The sequence below is a fragment of the Amycolatopsis nigrescens CSC17Ta-90 genome, assembly GCF_000384315.1.
GTDB lineage: Bacteria > Actinomycetota > Actinomycetes > Mycobacteriales > Pseudonocardiaceae > Amycolatopsis > Amycolatopsis nigrescens.
Window position 1 is genome coordinate 3,071,255 of the sequence record NZ_ARVW01000001.1, and the last position, 13,976, is coordinate 3,085,230.

Annotated in this window: 12 protein-coding genes; 1 reads left to right on the forward strand and 11 read right to left on the reverse strand. The window is 67.8% G+C overall.

The features are described 5' to 3' along the window. The 10 genes from AMYNI_RS0114235 to AMYNI_RS47215 form a co-directional block, all read right to left on the reverse strand. Window positions 1-1,113, reverse strand: a complete 1,113-nt coding sequence (locus AMYNI_RS0114235; RefSeq protein ID WP_020668694.1) for an MCE family protein — start codon at window positions 1,111-1,113, stop codon at window positions 1-3. Next, complete coding sequence (locus tag AMYNI_RS0114240) at window positions 1,113-2,129, reverse strand: MCE family protein (protein WP_020668695.1); 1,017 nt, start codon at window positions 2,127-2,129, stop codon at window positions 1,113-1,115. Before AMYNI_RS0114240 ends, AMYNI_RS0114235 begins: the two co-directional genes overlap by 1 nt. Beyond that, complete coding sequence (locus tag AMYNI_RS0114245) at window positions 2,126-3,310, reverse strand: MCE family protein (RefSeq protein ID WP_020668696.1); 1,185 nt, start codon at window positions 3,308-3,310, stop codon at window positions 2,126-2,128. Before AMYNI_RS0114245 ends, AMYNI_RS0114240 begins: the two co-directional genes overlap by 4 nt. Then, window positions 3,310-4,329, reverse strand: coding sequence for an MCE family protein (locus tag AMYNI_RS0114250; protein WP_020668697.1), 1,020 nt, complete (start codon window positions 4,327-4,329; stop codon window positions 3,310-3,312). Before AMYNI_RS0114250 ends, AMYNI_RS0114245 begins: the two co-directional genes overlap by 1 nt. After that, complete coding sequence (locus tag AMYNI_RS0114255) at window positions 4,326-5,345, reverse strand: MCE family protein (RefSeq protein WP_020668698.1); 1,020 nt, start codon at window positions 5,343-5,345, stop codon at window positions 4,326-4,328. The genes AMYNI_RS0114250 and AMYNI_RS0114255 overlap by 4 nt, the downstream gene beginning before the upstream one ends. A 172-nt stretch (window positions 5,346-5,517) precedes the next feature. Beyond that, window positions 5,518-6,759 carry an MCE family protein gene (locus tag AMYNI_RS0114260; RefSeq protein ID WP_020668699.1) on the reverse strand — a complete coding sequence of 414 codons (1,242 nt, stop codon included), beginning with the start codon at window positions 6,757-6,759 and terminating at the stop codon, window positions 5,518-5,520. Continuing rightward, window positions 6,756-7,541, reverse strand: a complete 786-nt coding sequence (locus tag AMYNI_RS0114265) for an MlaE family ABC transporter permease (RefSeq protein ID WP_157357976.1) — start codon at window positions 7,539-7,541, stop codon at window positions 6,756-6,758. Before AMYNI_RS0114265 ends, AMYNI_RS0114260 begins: the two co-directional genes overlap by 4 nt. 57 nt (window positions 7,542-7,598) lie before the next feature. After that, window positions 7,599-8,399 (reverse strand): MlaE family ABC transporter permease, encoded by an 801-nt coding sequence (locus AMYNI_RS0114270; RefSeq protein ID WP_020668701.1) that lies wholly within the window; start codon window positions 8,397-8,399, stop codon window positions 7,599-7,601. Further along, a complete protein-coding gene (locus AMYNI_RS0114275; protein ID WP_020668702.1) occupies window positions 8,396-9,445 on the reverse strand; it encodes an ABC transporter ATP-binding protein in 1,050 nt (349 codons plus the stop codon). The genes AMYNI_RS0114270 and AMYNI_RS0114275 overlap by 4 nt, the downstream gene beginning before the upstream one ends. Before the next feature lie 46 nt (window positions 9,446-9,491). Then, complete coding sequence (locus AMYNI_RS47215; protein WP_157357355.1) at window positions 9,492-10,757, reverse strand: DUF6801 domain-containing protein; 1,266 nt, start codon at window positions 10,755-10,757, stop codon at window positions 9,492-9,494. A 468-nt stretch (window positions 10,758-11,225) separates the two neighbouring features. Between AMYNI_RS47215 and AMYNI_RS50530 the strand changes: the two genes are divergently transcribed. Continuing rightward, the gene (locus AMYNI_RS50530; RefSeq protein WP_020668704.1) at window positions 11,226-11,813 is read left to right on the forward strand and encodes a hypothetical protein; all 588 of its coding nucleotides are present in this window, start codon (window positions 11,226-11,228) and stop codon (window positions 11,811-11,813) included. Window positions 11,814-11,940: 127 nt separating this feature from the next. Here AMYNI_RS50530 and AMYNI_RS44535 read toward each other — a convergent pair whose 3' ends face one another. Further along, on the reverse strand, window positions 11,941-13,482 hold the full coding sequence (locus tag AMYNI_RS44535; protein ID WP_040405745.1) for a DUF6801 domain-containing protein: 1,542 nt from the start codon (window positions 13,480-13,482) through the stop codon (window positions 11,941-11,943). Window positions 13,483-13,976: the final 494 nt, after the last annotated feature.

Sequence of the window (13,976 nt, forward strand, 5' to 3'; positions counted from 1 at the left end):
TCAGCGCCCGCTCGGTGAAGGGGCGTTCTGCGAACCGCGCACCCCGGTCCCGCTGCCCTTCGACAGGGTGCAGCGCGCGCCGGTGTTCAGCGGCCCGCCCGCACCGGTGTCCAGCCCGTCCCGGTACTGGGTGCCGTAACCGCTGGTGCACGGCGGCGGGTCGAAGAAGGTCAGCGACAGTCCGAAGTGCGCACCGTCGTCCCGCACCACCTTCGAGGCCGCGTTGACCGCCTGCGGTGCGGTGACCAGCAGCTGCTCCATCCCGCGCTGGCGGACCTCGACCACGTCGGCGGTGGTCAGCAGGTTGGCCATCATCACCCCGAGGCCGGGACCGGACTCCCGGATCAGGGCGCTGACCTGCTCGGTCGCCGCGGGCACCGCCGGCAGCAGCCCGCGCAGGTCCTGGTCCGAGTTCTTCATCGTCTCCGCGAGCAGCTTCGCGTTGCTGCCGAAGGACTTGATCGCGTCGGACTGCCGGTACTGGGTGTCCAGCACGGTTTTCGCGTCGGTCACCAGCTGGGTCACCTGCGGCACGTGCTGGGTGGCCGTCTGGATGAAGTCGATGCCCTTGTCCAGCAGCATCTCCAGGTTCGGCCCGGCACCCTCGGTGGCGTCGTACAGCTCGTCCACCACCTTGCGCAGCGCGTCCTTCGGCACCGAGTCGGCCAGCGCGGCGAGGTTGCTCAGCACCAGGTCCACCGGCAGCGGGGTCTTGGTGTCCTGTTCCTGGATAACCGAGCCGGCTTTCAGCATCGGGCCGTCATCCCGCCGTGGCCGCAGATCCACGTACTGCTCGCCGACCGCGGACCGGTTGGCCACCACCGCCTCGGTGTCCGCCGGCACCTCCATCGCGCCGGCGTCGATGTTCAGGTCCGCCTCCATGCCGGTCGCGGTCAGCCGCAGCTCACCGACCCTGCCGATGGCGACGCCCCGGTAGGTGACCTCCGAGTTGGTGAACACGCCGCCGCCGGTGACGAACTTGGCGGTGACCCGGTACCCGCTGTTCCACAACAGCTTGTCCAGCCCCGCGTAGGTGGCGCCGACGTAGGCGACACCGACGACGGCGATCACCACGAAGATCAGCACCTGCACCCGGACCACTTTGGTCAGCATCAGCGGCCACCACCCTGCAACGCCGCCTGCGCCTGCGCGTCCAGGTTCACGAACCCGTTGATGTAGTCGCCCTTGATGGTCTCCATCGCGCTGTCCGGGAACGGGAAGGTCAGCAGCATCTCCATCGCCTTTGGCAGGCTGTCCCCGGAGTTGGCCAGCTGGCGCAGCGTCGGCTCCAGCGCGCGGAGGTCGGCGACCAGGTCGTCCTTGCTCTTGTTGACCGTGTCCACCGCCACGTTCGTCAATGACGCCAAGGACTTCAGCATGCCGACCAGCGCCTCTCGCTGCTGTGAGACCACTTCGATGCCCGGTGTCAGGTCGGTCAGCGCCGTGTTGATCTCTTCCTTGTGCTCGCCGAGGGTGGCGGACAGCCGGTTCACGCTGTCCAGCGCCCTGGTGATCTCCGCCTTGTGCTCGTCGAGCCCGCCGACGAAGGTGTTCAGGTTCGAGATCAGCGCGCGGGCCGAGCTCTCCTTGCCGCCGAGCGCGTTGTTCAGCTCGCGGGTGATGCTCTGGATCTGCGCCACCCCGCCACCGTTGAGCAGCAGGGAAAGCGCGCCGAAGACCTCTTCGATCTCCGGGGCCATGCTGGACTCGGCCAGCGGGATCACCGCACCGTCGAGCAGCTTGCCGGTCGGTGTGGCGTCCGGCGGCGGCGCCAGCTCCACGAACTTCTCACCCAGGATGCTGGACTGGCGCAGCCGCGCCACCGCGTTGGCCGGGAGCACCGCGTCGCCGTTCACCCGCAGGGTCACCTGCGCGCTGCGCCCGTCCGGCGCCAGCTCCACGTTCTCCACCCGGCCGACCGCCACGTCGTTGACCCTGACTCCGGACTGCGGCACCAGGTCGAGCACGTTCTGGAAGCTGGCGAACACCCGGTACGGCCGGTCACCGAGCGCGGCACCACCGGGCAGCGGCAGGTCGTAGACGCTTTGCACGCTGCTGCCGCCGCAACCGGCGGTGACCGCGGCGAGCAGCACCACGGCGGCCGCCTTGAGCCTGGTCTTCGGCTTCACTGGGCACCTCCTGGGTTCGGTGAGGCGAAGAGCTCCGCACTGGGCAGCGGCAGCACCGGCAGGTCACTCCGGTTCTGCCCGGCGTCGACCGCCACCAGGCCGTCCTGCCTGGCCGCCGGTGCGCAACCGCCGACACCGGGGACCGGGCACGTCGAGCCGGCCGCAGCGGTCGACGCCTTGCTCTGCGCGGAGTACTCGAGCAGGTTGCCGCGACCGTCGAGGGTCCCGGTCTGCGGGTTGTACGCCTCCAGCAGGTTGGTCAGCGTGTTCGGCGCGGTGTCCAGCGCCTCGGCCAGCGATGCCTTCTGGTTGGACAGGATCTTGCTGATCTCCGCCAGCTTGTCCACATTGGACTTGACCTTGTCCCGGTTGTCCCGGATGAAGCCCTGCACGGTGCCCAGCGCCTTGGTCAGCTCGGTGAGCGCGCCGGAGAACTCGTCGCGCTGGTCGGCCAGCACCTTGGTGATCGAGGAGAGCTGCTGCCCGGCCTGGTTCACCTGGTCGTCGTTGGCGGCCAGCATCCCGGTGAACTTGCTCAGGTTGTCCACCGTGCTGAACACGTCGTCCTTGGTACCGCTCAGCGTCCTGGCCAGCTCGCCAAGCTGCTTGAGCGACTCGCCGAGCGGTTTCCCGTTGCCGTCGAAGGTTTTCGCGCCCTGCTCCAGCAGCTGGCTGACCGCGCCGTCGGAGTTGGCGCCGTTCGGCCCGAGCGCGGTGGTCAGCTCATTGAGACTGGTGAACAGCTGGTCCACCTCGACCGGGGTGGCGGTGCGCGCCACCGGGATCTCGGCGCCGTCACCGAGCTCGTCGCCGCCGGTGAAGACCGGGGCGACCTGGATGTACCGGTCGGCGACCAGGCTGGGCGTCACCACCACCGCGGAGGCGTTCGCCGGCAGCTGCACGTCCTCGCGGATGCTCATGGTGACCTTCACCTGCTGGCCCTCGGGCTCCACCGCCTCCACCGAGCCGACCGCGACGCCGAGCACCCGCACGTCCGACGCCGGGTAGACGCCGACCGCCGCGCTGAAGTACGCGACCAGCTTCTTCTCGCTGCCGATGGTGACGAACACCCAGATCGCGGTGGCCAGCAACGCGACCAGCACCCCGAGCGCGGTCCAGCGCAGCAGCTGCCGCCGCCGGTGGTGCGCGCCCATGTCCTCCAAGATCATGGTCTGTGCCATCAGCGGCCTCCGGACTTCGGTGGGGTGCAGCTACCGGGCGGGCCGCCGGTCGGGATGAGGCCGCAGATGTAGGTGTCGATCCACCGGCCGTTGCCGACCGTGTTGCCGAGCAGCCGGTAGAACGGCCCGGCAAGGCGCAGGCTCTCGGTCAGCTTGTCCTGGTTGCGCTGCAGCACCGTGCTCACCCGCTCCAGCTGGTCCAGCGCCGGCCCGAGGGTGGCCTGGTTGTCCGCCACCAGGCCCTGTAGCTGGATCGCCAGGTCCTTGGTGCCGCCGAACAGCTTCGCGATCGCGTCCTTGCGCGCGTTCAGCTCGGTGAGCAGCACGTTGCCGTTCTTGATCAGCGACTCGACCTGCTGGGTGCGGTCGCCGAGGGTGGTGGAGAGCTGGTTGGTGCCGGCGAACAGCTTGGCCAGCTCGTTGTCCCGCGAAGCCAGCGTGGTGGACAGCGCGGCCATGCCGTCCAGTGCGGTCCGCAGCTCCTGCGGGCTGGACGAGCCGAGCGTCTCGGACAGCGTGCGGAAGCTCTGCGCGAGCTGGTCGGTGTCGATCGCGCCGGCGGTGTTCGCCAGATCGTTGAAAACCTCGGTCACGTCGTAGGGGGACGTGGTGCGGTCACGCGGGATCGGGTTGTCCGGGTCCAGCTCGCCGGACCCGCGCGGGTCCAGCAGCAGGTTCTTCTGGCCCAGCAACGTCTTGATCTTGATCGCCACCGAGCTCTTGTCCCCGACCCAGGTGTCCTTCACCCGGAACAGCACCTTGACGTGGTCACCGGCCAGCTGCACGTCGGTCACCTCGCCGACCTTCACCCCGGCGACCCGCACCTCGTCGTTCGCCTTGAGCCCGGCCGCCTCGGTGAACTCGGCGGCATAGGTGGTCCCGCCGCCGATGATCGGCAGCTCGTCGGAGAAGAAGGTGGCGAGGCCGAGCACGGTCATGATCGACGCGGTGACCGCACCGACCACGATCGGGTTCCGCTCGCGGAACGGCTTCAGGGTCTTCAGGCTGAACTTCTTCATGAGCGGCACCTCGGTTGGGTCACCGGCAAGCCGACCGGCGGGCCGCCGGGGGCCGGCGGCGCGTCGGAGGTCGCCTCGCACAGGTAGATGTTGAGCCAGGACCCGTAGGAGACGAGCGAGCCGATCGCGTCGTACTTCTTGGGCAGGTTGTTCAGGAACTGCTCGAACACCGGGGTGTTGTCGGCCAGGTTCTTGGACAGGTCGCCGAGCGCGACCACGCTGTCCTTCAACGGTTTCCGGCCCTCTTCGAGCAGGCCGGCGGTGCTGTCGGCCAGCTCGCCGAGCCCGCCGATGGCCTCACCGATCGGTTTCGCGTCCGCCGCGAGCCCGCGGACCAGCTGCTCGGTGGTGTCGACCAGGGTGGCGAGCTGGTCGCCCTTGGCGTTGATGGTGTCCAGCACCGTGTTCAGGTTCCCGATCACCTGGCCGATCACCTGGTCCTTGTCGGCCAGCGTGGAGGTCAGCGAACCGGCGTGCTGCAGGAAGCTGCTGATGGTCGCGCCCTCGCCCTGAAGCACCTGCACGATCTCGAAGGAGAGCTGGTTCACGTCGTTCGGCGACAGCGCCTGGAGCAACGGCTTGAACCCGTTGAACAACGCGGTCAGGTCCAGCGCCGGGCGGGTGTGCTCCATCGAGATGTGCGCGTCCGCCGGCAGCACCGCGTTGCTGGGCTTCTCGCCCTGGTCCACGGACAGATAGCGCTGACCGATCAGGTTGCGGTAGCGGATCGCGACGATGGCCTCGCTGGAGAGCTTCCGGTGCGCGTCCACCGAGAACCGCACGTCGGCCAGCCGCCGGTCGACCACCTCGACCTTCTCCACCTGGCCGATCCGCACCCCGGACATCCGTACCTCGTCACCGGGGTTCACCGAGGTGGCGTCCCCGAAGCGCGCGGTGTAGGAAACCGTGTCGCTCACCCCGATGTTGGCGATGGTGATGCCCAACGCCACCGTGGCCAGCGCCGTCACGAGTAGGAAGATCACGCCCTTGATCAGCGGACCGGCGATACCCCTCATTTGCTTCCCCCCGTTCGAACGCGCGATCGCGAACGCGCAGACAGGCCGCTCCGCAAGGAGTTCAGGTCACCTGACGACATAAGGGCGGCCCGCCTCCGCGTTAGCGAGGCCTCCGGCCGGAGCGCGTTCCTTGGGGTTACCCGAGCACAGGGGGTGCCGGTAAGCACTTCGATCACTTGATCGTCACCTCCGCTCCCCGGAACAACGGCCCGACGAGCACGCTGCTCCAGTCCGGTACCTCGGCGGGCTGGATGCCGAGCGCCGGACCCATCAGTTCGGACACCATCTGCCGGTCGGCCGGCGAGTTGACCAGGCCGAGATCGTCGGCGGCGAAGGCACTCGCGCTCTGCCCGCCGCCACTGGCCCCGGCGCCCTGGCCGTAGCAGCGCGGGCCGCTACCGGGCGGATAACGCACGTCGTCCTTGCCGGGCACGTACTTTCCCCTTGCCGGCTGCACGGAGATCTGCACATGCAGCCCCGGCTCGTTCGTGCCCTTGCCTAGCGCCTTCTCCACGACCGGCTTCAGTCGGTTCACCGAGTCGAACAGGCAGGGGAACGAGGGCGAGTACTTGGCCAGCAGCTCCAGCGTCGGCCGGCTGGACTCGGAGAGCCCGATGATGTTCCCGGAGTTCTTCTGCAGGAACCCGTTCAGATCCTCGGAAGCCTTGGTGGTACTGGCGAACAGCGCTTCCAGATCGGACTTGTGGTCGACCAGCGTCTTGCCGGTGACGGACAGGTCGGTCAGCGCCCGCAGGATGTCCGGCGCGGCCGTGTTGTACACATCGGACACATCGGCGAGCCGGCTGATGTCGGCCTTGAACTCCGGCATCAGCGGGTTCGTCTTCTCCAGCAGGTCGTTGAACTGCACGATGCTGTCGCCGAGCGGCTTGCCCTTGCCGTCCAGCGCCATCGCGATCGCACCGAGCGAGCTGTTCAGCTTCTGCGGCTGCACCGCGCGCAGCAGCGGCAGCAGGTCGCCGAGCACCTTTTCGATCTCGATCGCGTTGGAGGAGCGGTCCTGCGGGATGACGTCCCCGTCCCGCAGCGGCCTCGGGTCCGCGCGCTCGGGCAGGATCAGGTTGACGTACCGCTCACCGAAGGCGCTCTTGGGCAGCAGCCGCGCGGACATGTTGCGCGGCAGCTGGCCGATCTTCGCCGGGTCCATCGCCAGGTCGATCTCCGCGCCGGCGCTGGTCGGCCTGATCGCCCGCACGGTGCCGAACGGCACGCCTTTGACCTTCACGTCCGCCTGCTCGTCGAGCTGGTTGCCCACCCGATCGGTCTGCAGGGTGACCATGTCCACCTTGGTGAACTTCTTGTCGTAGATCGCGACCGTGAGCCACAGCAACAACGCCAGGATGACCAGGAAGACCACCCCGGCCAGCTGAGTCCCGAACCGCTTCCCTGCACTCATCCGGACACCTTCACCGTGATCGTCGCGCCCCAGATGGCCATGCTCAGGAACAGGTCCAGCACACTGATCAGCACGATCGAGGTGCGCACCGCACGACCGACCGCCACCCCGACCCCGGCCGGGCCGCCGGACGCGCGATAGCCGTAGAAGCAGTGCGTGAGAATGACCGCCACCGAGAACACCAGCACCTTGCCGAAGGACCACAACACGTCTTCAGGTGGCAAGAACAACGTGAAGTAGTGGTCGTAGGTACCGCCCGACTGGTCGAAGAACACCACCGTGGTCACCCGAGAACCGACGTACGAGACCAGCAGCCCGATCGTGTACAGCGGGATGATCGCGATGAACCCGGCCACGATCCGGGTGGTCACCAGGTACGGCATGCTGCGCACCGCCATCACCTCGAGCGCGTCGATCTCCTCGGAGATGCGCATCGCGCCGAGCTGTGCGGTGAACCCGGAACCCACCGTCGCGGACAGCGCCAGGCCGGCGGCCAGCGGCGCGATCTCACGGGTGTTGAAGTACGCGGTGAGAAAGCCCGTCATCGCCGAGATGTTGATCTGGTTCAGCGCGCTGAAACCCTGCAGCCCCACCGTCACACCGGTGAAGATGCACAACCCGACCATCACCCCGACGGTGCCGCCGATCACCGCCAGCGCCCCGGTGCCGAAGGTGACCTCAGCCAGCAGCCGGACCACTTCGCGGAAGTACCGCCGCAGGGTCAGCGGGATCGCGGCCAGCGCCCGCCCGTAGAACAGCAGCTGGTCGCCGAGGTTGAACATGGTGTCGCCGGGGCGTTTGACGCTCGCCCTTGCCTTCTCGCCGATGGTCGTCACGACTCAGGTTCCCTTCGCCGGGACCAGCTGCAGGTACAGCGCGGTGATGATGGTGTTCACGAAGAACAGCAGCAGGAAGGTGATCACCACGGACTGGTTCACCACGTCACCGACGCCCTTCGGCCCGCCCCTGGGGTTGAGCCCGCGGTAGGACGCGATGACCCCGGCCAGGAAACCGAAGATGAATGCCTTGATCGTGCTCACCCAGAGGTCCGGCAGCTGGGCGAGTGCGTTGAAGCTGGACAGGTAGGCACCCGGCGTGCCGCCTTGCACGATCACGTTGAAGAAGTAGCCGCCGATCACGCCGACCACGCTGACCAGCCCGTTGAGCAGCATCGAAGCCAGGATCGCGGCCAGCACCCTCGGCACCAGCAGCCGCTGGATCGGGGACACACCGAGCACTTCCATCGCGTCGATCTCTTCGCGGATGGTGCGGGAACCGAGGTCCGCGCAGATCGCGGAGCCACCGGCGCCGGCGATGATCAGCGTGGTCACGATCGGGCTGGCCTGCTGCACCACGGCCAGCACGCTGGCCGCGCCGTTGAACTGCTGGGCCCCGATCTGGCTGGTCAGCGAACCGAGCTGGAGCGAGATGACCGCACCGAACGGGATGGACACCAGGATCGCCGGTGCGATGGAGACGCTGGCGATGAACCAGAACTGCTGGATGAACTCCCTGGCCTGGAACGGGCGGCGGAAGGTCTGCACCACGATGTCCAGCGCCAGCGAGCACATCTGGCCGAACTCGCGCATCGCGGACGCGACCAGCGCCGCGCCCGGAATCCGGGAGGCGGGGGAGGTCATGAGCTGCCCCTAGTGGGGGCGAGCCGGTGGCTCGGCGGCTGGCGCAGGCCGTAGTGCGCGCGCTCCTCCGGGCTGAGGCTGGCCACGATGCCGTGCTGGGCCAGCGGCGGCAGCGTGTGCAGGATGCTGATCACCCGTTCCTTGCGGCGGCGTACCGCGTCGCGGAACGGCAGGCCGGGGGTGGGCTCGATCTGCGGCACGATGCCGCGGATGTCCTCGTCGCCGGAACCGTCCGCGTGCCCGGCGTCGACGTGCGCCTGCTCCAGCGCCATCTGCGCGGCGTCCTTTTCCTCGGACATGCCGATCGGGCCGATCCGGCGGCCGTTGAGGAATTGGTCCACCACCGGCTCGTCACTGGTCAGCAGCACCTCGCGCGGCCCGAACATGACCAGCTCCTTGCGAAAGAGCATGCCCAGGTTGTCCGGCACCGTCCGCGCCACGTTGATGTTGTGCGTCACGATCAAGATCGTCGCGTCGATCTGCGCATTCAGATCGATCAGCAACTGACTCAAATACGCCGTACGCACCGGATCCAGGCCGGAGTCCGGCTCGTCGCACAGGATGATCTCCGGGTCGAGCACCAGCGCCCGCGCGAGTCCGGCGCGTTTGCGCATACCGCCGGAAATCTCGCCCGGCAGTTTGCCTTCGGCGCCACCGAGGCCGGTCATCTCCAGCTTCTCGAAGACGATCCGCCTGATCTCGGACTCGGACTTCTTGGTGTGCTCCCGCAGCGGAAAGGCCACGTTGTCGTACAGGTTCATCGAACCGAACAGCGCACCGTCCTGGAACAGCACCCCGAACAGCTTCCGCGTCTCGTACAGCGTACTTTCCGAACAGCCGACCAGGTCCGTGCCGTTGATCATGATCTGGCCGGCGTCCGGCTTGAGCAGCCCGATCAGGGTCTTGAGGAACACCGATTTGCCGGTACCGGACGGCCCGAGCAGCACGCTGACCTCACCGGCGGGCAGCGTGAGCGTCACGTCCCGCCAGATCGCCTGCCTGCCGAAGGACTTGCTCAGCCCCGCAACGGAGACCTCGACGCCCATCACACCTCCAGTGAAATCGTTGACCGGTAAGGAAGTCCGCTTCCGATCAGCCCTCCGTGCAGGTCTTGCGGCTGTTGCACCTCGCGGCAAGGGTGGTGGTCTGGTCGTTGCCAGGCCCCGAAACCAGCCCGGTCAACAGCGGGCTGACGTCCTCGCTTCCGTTCCGGCAGCCGGTGAACGGCGGAATGTCGAAAGTGGACTTGGTCGTGACCGGCGGCGAGCCGACCTCGAGGTTGAGGGTGTCCTGGACGTGAATGTCCACCGGGCTCGCGTTGCGGCAGTCCGGGCCGACATCCAGCGGCACCCCGTTCACCTTGACGTCGCTGAGCTTGACCGCGAGCTTCAGGTGCAGATCGGCCGCACCGGTCTTCCCGGTGATCTTCACCGTGCCGGTGGCCTCCTCGGCCTGCACCAGCTCGACGCGGCCGGTCACCGGCATGAAGCCGAAGGTCACGAAGTAGCTGGAGGTGGCGGGCAGCTCCAGGTTGCCCCGGACCGGCGGCGGCTGGCCGGTGAACCCGACCAGTGAGTCGAACTTGCCGCGGCCGAAGGTGATCGTGGAGCCCAGTTTCTTGATCCGGCTGACGGTGTTGTCCACCCAGAAGCCGTAGACGAGCCCGGTGCCGTCCGGCGGCGCGGCCGCGATCACGTCGGCCTTGGCGACGCCGCCGTCGGGCGCCGGTGCGCCGGGGACCGGGTTGGTACCGCCGGTGTCCGGACCGGAGACCCGCACGGTGGCCAGCGTGCCGGCCTGCCCGGAGTCCTGGGTGCAGGAGGCATCGTGCTCGACGAGCGCGTTCTGCTTGAGCGCGTGCAGCTTGAGCGCGGGCCGCAGTTCGGTCATCTCGAAGGCGGCCTGCCCCGCTTCGCGCACCGGCACCGGCGGCAGGGATGCCTTGAGCGGCAACCGGAACTCGCCGGAGGACGGCAGCTTGGTGAGCGGCACTTCGATCGGCTCGAGCCCGATCGGCCTGGCGTTGGTGTTCTGCCGGACGGTCAGCCCGGCGTCGACCGTGCCCTCGAAGGTGGTGACGCCCCAGCCCTTCAGCGCGGCGACCAGCTGCTCGTCGAAGACCAGGGTGACACCGAAGTCGGTGACCGGAACGGAGCCGCCGGTGGCCGCCGTCTCCGGGAAGGTGGCGGTGACGTCGGCCGTCAGCGGGGCGGCGCCGTGCGGAAAGGCGCAAGTGGCGTGCATCGTCCTGTTCACCGGCCCGGCCACCGCGGAGCCCGCACTCAATGCCCCACAGGCCACGGCCATGGCCGAGGCGAGCGCGAATGTGCGGACACGGCGCTTGGTCAACGGTGACATAAAGGGCTTCCTGAGAGGACGATTGTCGACCGCGGTGAATGATTCCAGCGTTGTTTGCGTGAATCCCGGGCCGCTACCGGTCAGTACATTACTTGCGTGTCACGAGCCACACAAGAAGAAGCGGGTAATCGGCCTCGATCATCGTCCAGGCCGATTCTTCTTGTCATGACGGTGAGTCCGCCCCTACCGGCCCTGTCCACGCGTGAGACAAAAACCCGCTGCGGCCGGGCGGCTGACACCTGACCTGGGGAAACCCGACACCAAGAAGGGTTTCTATCACCCGCGAGATACTTTCGGAACGAGTTCCTGTCACCTGGAGAAGAACAAAGGTCCGCGTCCGTACCGATGCCTACTCGGGATAAACGTACCGAATCCAGCGAAGGTTCCAGCCGTTAGGGTAATAGCCAGCGGAGTGCGCCCAGCGCACTCTTCCTTCCCTGATCGAATTCGTAGCGAAGGAACCAGATTATGTTTCGTCCCCGGCTCATCGGCGCCTGCGCGGTCGCCGTTCTGACCTGCGCGCTCACCGGTTGCGGTGGCGCCGACGCGCCGGCGCCACCGGCACCGTCCACACCGGCGCCCGCACCCGCCCCGCAGGCGGCCCCGGAAGCGACCGCGTGGGCGGAACACGCGTGCCAGGCGTTCTTCGCCCAGACCGCCCCGCTGAGCACGCTGCCCACCAGCTCCGGCCCCGAGCCCGCACAGGTCAAGCAGGGCATGCTGACCTACTTGAACGGGCTATCCACCGCATTCGGCAGCATCACCGGCCAGTTCGACCAGGCAGGCCCGCCGCCGGTGCCCGGTGGCAGCGAGCTGGTCGGCAAGACGCAGACCATCCTGCGCGACACGAAACAGGCCGTCGACACCGCGATCGGCAAGGTGTCCGAGGCGCCGGTCGGCGAGCAGCAGAAGTTCCAGGCCACCATCGACGCCGTCGGCGGCGAGATCGGCACCCTGCGCGCCATGGACGATCCGATGCGCGACCTCAAGGCGCACCCCGAGCTGAAGCCCGCCTACGCCGAAGCCCCCACCTGCCGCCGCCTCAACGGCGCCTGACCCCTCACCGGCAAATAGCCGACTTTTCGCCCTCACCGAGCGGGCAAAAAGTCGGCTATTTGCCGTTTGGGGGTGGGGAGAAAGCCCGTCCCTGGCGGATGGCCGGGGACGGGCTTTCTCGGGTGGGTTACTTCTTCTTGAGGTTGATCTCGACCTTGTTGCCGGGACCGGCGGCGATGCCGTTCACGAAGCCGGTCAGCAGGCCGCAGCCGCCGAACTCCGGAATCGTGTACGTGCCGCTCAGCTTGCCGCCAACGGCCGGGTTGAACCCGGCGGCCGAGCTCAGCGGGATCACCGCCGGCTCCTTGGTCTGGCAGCTGTCGCCACCGAGCACGGGCAGGCCGAGCACACGGACGTCGACCAGCTTGATGGTGACCTTCGCGGAAGCGTTGACCACGCCACCGCTGAACGTGCCGACGCTGTCACCGGCCGCCACGAGCTGAACCTTGGCGGTCGCCGGGATCAGGCCGAACAGCTTGAACGACAGCTTCGCGTCCGGCAGCGCGAGCGCCGCGGTGAACTTGCCGTCCTTGGTGTCCAGCTTGGCGTCCAGCCCACCGGGCCCGAGGCGCAGCTCGGCGTTCAGCTTCTTGATCATCGTCTTGCCGTCCACCTGGTACGAGATGTCGATGACGCTGCCGGGAGGCTCGGTCGTCGGCGGGGTGGTGGGTGGCGTGGTCGGCGGCGTTGTGGGTGGGGTCGTCGGCGGGGTCGTCGGCGGCTCCGAGGTCGGCGGCGTTGTGGGTGGGGTGGTGGGCGGCGTCGTCGGCGGCTCCGAAGTGGGAGGCGTGGTCGGCGGCGTTGTCGGCGGCTCCGAGGTCGGCGGCGTGGTCGGCGGAGTCGTGGGCGGCTCCGACGTGGGCGGCGTCGTCGGCGGGGTCGTGGGCGGCTCCGAGGTCGGCGGCGTGGTCGGCGGCGTCGTCGGGGGTTCCGAGGTCGGCGGCGTGGTCGGCGGGGTCGTCGGCGGCTCCGAAGTCGGCGGCGTTGTCGGTGGCTCCGAAGTCGGCGGCTCGGAGGTCGGTGGGGTGGTCGGCGGCGTGGTCGGGCCCGAGGGCTTGACCTCGAAGGTGCCGAGCAGGTTGTTCTGCCCCGGGACCTGCACGCAGTCCGAGGTGAACGTGCCGAGGTCGGTCGGCGTGCCGTCTGCGTACTTCGGGGTAAGCGTGGTGCTGAAGTTGCCGACCGTCACCGAAGCCGTGCCGGGGCTGGGGAAGGTCACCGGCGGCGCCTTGCCGTTGGTGACGATCTGGAAGGTACCGGCCGGCGGCACCGGGGTCACCGGCACCGGCAGCGGAAGCCCGAGGTTGAGCGTCTTGTCGACCGGGTACTTCAGCGTCGCGTTCGCCTTGGCCGAACCGTCGATCGTGGCCGCACCGACCAGGTTGAGCCCGTCGGTGGCGGACTCCGGCACGGTGACGGTCGCCTGGAAGGTGATCGCCGGCGAGGACTGCCCTGCCACCGCGTTGTCCGGGAACTGCGAGTCGATCTTCACGTTCAGCACCTGGTCCCCGATCAGCGGGAACGGGCAGTTGTAGTTCAGGGTCAGCGACACCGGCGCCGCGGCGCCGGCCCCGGCACCGGCGACCAGCAGCGCACCGGCCGCCGCCGCGCCGACGGTGACCACCGCCATACCGTGCGCGAGTTTTCTGGATCTCCAACGGACTTTCATCTGTTACCTCTCCTGTTCACCGGGAGGAATACGAGACAGGAAAAATTCACGCGGGCAGCACAAGAAGTACGAAAGAATCCACCTGACTGCCCCGCCCGACCGGCTCGCGAAACCTCCAAAAGGCGACTGACGTAACCGAAACAGCACGGCTACCGGAAGGCAAAATACCTCCGGCGAGAAGCCCGCACAAGCAGCCGTTTACGCAGGTCAGGGCGAGAGAAAGCTACCTCGGCGGATATTCGCTGGAGCGGGCCCGGTTTTTGTCATCGACGAATACGCGGACACCTCGGCGAGTAGCATTTCACTGCCAGCTTCCGCACAGAAAGATAAATAGACACACCATTTCCGCAAGAATGGAAAATGGGAAACTTTGTCATCCGCAAGCGACCTCGCGTCCGCCAGGTTGTCACCGGGGTTAGTGCTCCATGAATTCCCCGGTGAACTTGTTGCCGGGGGCGGACGAGGATAGGTACATTCGCCGAACTCGACGATTT

Bases quoted from the DNA above. Each gene is read 5' to 3' on its own strand.
- AMYNI_RS0114235 (WP_020668694.1), bottom strand. From the start codon at position 1,113: ATGCTGACCAAAGTGGTCCGGGTGCAGGTGCTGATCTTCGTGGTGATC.
- AMYNI_RS0114245 (WP_020668696.1), bottom strand. From the start codon at position 3,310: ATGGCACAGACCATGATCTTGGAGGACATGGGCGCGCACCACCGGCGG.
- AMYNI_RS0114250 (WP_020668697.1), bottom strand. From the start codon at position 4,329: ATGAAGAAGTTCAGCCTGAAGACCCTGAAGCCGTTCCGCGAGCGGAAC.
- AMYNI_RS0114255 (WP_020668698.1), bottom strand. From the start codon at position 5,345: ATGAGGGGTATCGCCGGTCCGCTGATCAAGGGCGTGATCTTCCTACTC.
- AMYNI_RS0114260 (WP_020668699.1), bottom strand. From the start codon at position 6,759: ATGAGTGCAGGGAAGCGGTTCGGGACTCAGCTGGCCGGGGTGGTCTTC.
- AMYNI_RS0114265 (WP_157357976.1), bottom strand. From the start codon at position 7,541: ATGTTCAACCTCGGCGACCAGCTGCTGTTCTACGGGCGGGCGCTGGCC.
- AMYNI_RS0114270 (WP_020668701.1), bottom strand. From the start codon at position 8,399: ATGACCTCCCCCGCCTCCCGGATTCCGGGCGCGGCGCTGGTCGCGTCC.
- AMYNI_RS0114275 (WP_020668702.1), bottom strand. From the start codon at position 9,445: ATGGGCGTCGAGGTCTCCGTTGCGGGGCTGAGCAAGTCCTTCGGCAGG.
- AMYNI_RS47215 (WP_157357355.1), bottom strand. From the start codon at position 10,757: ATGTCACCGTTGACCAAGCGCCGTGTCCGCACATTCGCGCTCGCCTCG.
- AMYNI_RS50530 (WP_020668704.1), top strand. From the start codon at position 11,226: ATGTTTCGTCCCCGGCTCATCGGCGCCTGCGCGGTCGCCGTTCTGACC.
- AMYNI_RS44535 (WP_040405745.1), bottom strand. From the start codon at position 13,482: ATGAAAGTCCGTTGGAGATCCAGAAAACTCGCGCACGGTATGGCGGTG.